The sequence below is a fragment of the Aurantimonas sp. A2-1-M11 genome (assembly GCF_036549475.1).
Lineage (GTDB): Bacteria > Pseudomonadota > Alphaproteobacteria > Rhizobiales > Rhizobiaceae > Aurantimonas.
Genome location: NZ_JAZHLI010000158.1, coordinates 1 through 2,820, shown reverse-complemented (window position 1 = coordinate 2,820; position 2,820 = coordinate 1). Strand labels below are relative to the sequence as shown.

Here is a 2,820-nt window from a genome sequence, read left to right as displayed (position 1 = left end):
CGTGGTCGAACTGATCGGCGCAACGACAACCAGGACCGGCCTCAAAGTCGAGTGTGCGCTCGATACGCGCATCTACGAGAAGGGTCTCAAAGTTTCCGATGCCGAGTTCGCCCCGCCTCGACATCACCGGCGACGCCTTCCATCCCGAATGGAACTACACGATCAAGCCAAGACAGCCGGAAGAGTAGCAGTTATCGATGCGGATATCCTAAGCCATTGACGCGACACACCCGGGACGACGTTCGAACGTATCGCGTTTTGCCGTTTTCGGCTGGACTGCTTGCAGGGACCAGAAAAGCCAAACCGCGAGGACGGGGAGAACGAGGCGCAGATTGTGGGCGACGGCCACGAGGCGCGCGTTGATGGCGTCGCCAGCATGGCCGGGGAGGAAGTTGCGGTCCAGTCGCCCATAGGTCTTCATGTGCCCAATGGTAGCCTCGATGGCCGATCGTCGCTTCAGCTCCCGTTTCATCGGCGCGGTCAGGCCGCGTTTTCTCCCGGCAATCATCACCGAGTCAGAGCCGGCATCGTCCTGACCGCGATAGCCCTTGTCGACGTAGATGCGGGCTGGATTAACGCCGCCGATCTCCACCGCCTGGTCGACGGTTGCTGCGAGCGTGTGGCCATCATACGGATTGCCCTCGAAGGATTTGGCGGCCAGCACGAGGCCTTCCCGGTTGGTGGTTGCGATCGCGCGCGAGGCTGTGGCGGGACTATAGAGCACGCCGACCGAACGACATACATTGTTAAGCTTGGCATAATTCTTTGAAGAGGAACTGCCAACGTCAAAATACAGCCGCATTCAATTATAATTTGTGGGACGTTGATCTTATCCAAGGTGACCTGCCATGCGTGAGGATTTGCCTTCAACGGACGTTAAAAGATAGACGCCTCGTCGAAAGGCTCAAGTCATTGATGCTGTGGCCCGGGGGGATCTAACTACCGAGATGGCGTGTGAAAAGTATCGCATCTCGCGAGCGGAGTTTCTCGCTTGGGAGAGGCTCGAGCATCAGTTTGGGATGGCGGGTCTTCAGACCACGCGCACCAAGGACTATCTCACGTCTATTCGCGGTTGAGTATGGGCCACCGTCGGCCGACATGACGAATAGCGCATTACGTTCCGAAGGCCGCAGCGGCGACAAAAGCCCGAGGCGGCGAACCTTGGCAACCTCGCGTTGTAAGCTAGGACGGCTTGGCTCCGGCGACTGCGCGAGGCCGGCAGGGGCGGCAGAAGTCGCCATGCACTCAGAGCGGGGGCGGGCGCAGAAAAGTCTCAAACCTTATGAACAGTGTGGCGGCGTGGCTGAAGCGACGCGATCACGCCCGTGCGGATCCGGGTGGGCGCCTGGGACTCTACCCCCCAGTTCGTTTCAACAAAGCCCGGATCCGCCTGCGCAGCGTACAGCCTTTGTTTCTGAATGCGATCAGTCGGCAACTGGTTACCGTTTGATGGGTATCGAACCATCCACGGAGCCCCGATGCTCGTATCGGGGCTCGCCGCACCTGGCGGAGAGAATGCGCTCGCATTGCTGCATCCATCACCTGACGATAGCATAGCAGGCGCGCATCGTGAGTGCGTGAGAGGGGCCCGGTCGTTCATTAGACTAATTGGAGCGGCCGGGCTTTTTGTTTTCATCAGGATCGTCCGGACCGCTCGGTGGGGATGACCACAACGNGACGATAGCATAGCAGGCGCGCATCGTGAGTGCGTGAGAGGGGCCCGGTCGTTCATTAGACTAATTGGAGCGGCCGGGCTTTTTGTTTTCATCAGGATCGTCCGGACCGCTCGGTGGGGATGACCACAACGAGGAAGCCGGTAGCAATCGCAACCAGATGCACGGGCGTTCGAGGATTATGCCAGGTCCCGTTCCGGGTTCGCGCTCTCGATGGCATCTATGATGCGATCAATCGCCATGATTGATGATCGCCGCGACAATTCTGGCATCGCTTCCAGGCGCCGGATCAAACCCAATGTTTCGGGTGAAATAGCACTGATACCGACCCGCTCATGAACTGACCGCTTTGATATAGGGATAGTTGCAGAGGGATTGGATGCGGCTCGGATCTCTGGTGGCGCGGTTCCAGGCATCGCAGCATGCGTCGATGATGGCTTGCCTGTCGCGGAAGACGCACAGGCTGAGGGAGGTCTCGCGCAGATAGAGCCAGAGCCGCTCGACCGGGTTGAGTTGGGGACTGNGCGTCGATGATGGCTTGCCTGTCGCGGAAGACGCAGAGGCTGAGGGAGGTCTCGCGCAGATAGAGCCAGAGCCGCTCGACCGGGTTGAGTTGGGGACTGTAGGGCGGAAGCGCGACGAGGGTGATGTTCGCCGGTACGTCGAGGGCCTTTTCGCCGTGCCATCCGGCGCCGTCGAGAACCATGACGGGATGGACGTCGTCCGGAATGGTGTGGGCGAACTCGGCGAGGTAGAGGTTCATCATCGCCTTGTCGGCATAGGGCAGGACCAGGGCGAAGGACTGGCCGGTGGAGGGTTCGACGGCGCCGAAGATGTAGGTCCAGTCGAAGCGCTGGTCGCAAAGCCCGGGTGGTCGCTTGCCGCGGGTCCACCAGCGGTGGCAGAGGCGGCCTTTCTGGCCAACCCGTGCTTCGTCTTGATACCAGAGCGCAATCCGCTTGTCGGGGTGGTCGACGTTTGCCGCTTTCAGGGCCTCGGCGAGCCCTTTTTTTTAAAGCGCGCCTGGCGCCCCGGGATCGCTCTGAGGGTGGGTCGGCCGGGCTTTCTGGCGCGAAAAGCCGTTACGGCGCAGGATGCGCGACAGGCTGGCGGGATGAACACGCTTGTCGAACCGCGCCTCGATCCA

The 2,820-nt window shown here is 60.5% G+C and carries 2 protein-coding genes and 3 pseudogenes; 2 read left to right on the top strand and 3 right to left on the bottom strand.

Annotated features, from left to right (window positions below):
• A pseudogene (locus VQ042_RS26260) lies at positions 1-188 on the top strand (ISAzo13-like element transposase-related protein); the annotation flags it as partial.
• Between the two features lie 20 nt (positions 189-208).
• Here the strand turns inward: VQ042_RS26260 and VQ042_RS25155 are convergent.
• Positions 209-703 (bottom strand): annotated as a pseudogene (locus VQ042_RS25155) (IS5/IS1182 family transposase); the annotation flags it as partial.
• A gap of 199 nt (positions 704-902) precedes the next feature.
• Between VQ042_RS25155 and VQ042_RS26255 the strand changes: the two are divergent.
• Positions 903-1,076 (top strand): annotated as a pseudogene (locus VQ042_RS26255) (DUF1153 domain-containing protein); the annotation flags it as partial.
• An 886-nt stretch (positions 1,077-1,962) separates the two neighbouring features.
• Here VQ042_RS26255 and VQ042_RS26250 read toward each other — a convergent pair.
• Positions 1,963-2,628 carry an IS630 family transposase gene (locus tag VQ042_RS26250; protein ID WP_442880239.1) on the bottom strand — a complete coding sequence of 222 codons (666 nt, stop codon included), beginning with the start codon at positions 2,626-2,628 and terminating at the stop codon, positions 1,963-1,965.
• A gap of 57 nt (positions 2,629-2,685) precedes the next feature.
• The gene (locus VQ042_RS26245) at positions 2,686-2,766 is read right to left on the bottom strand and encodes a hypothetical protein (protein ID WP_442880238.1); all 81 of its coding nucleotides are present in this window, start codon (positions 2,764-2,766) and stop codon (positions 2,686-2,688) included.
• Positions 2,767-2,820: the final 54 nt, after the last annotated feature.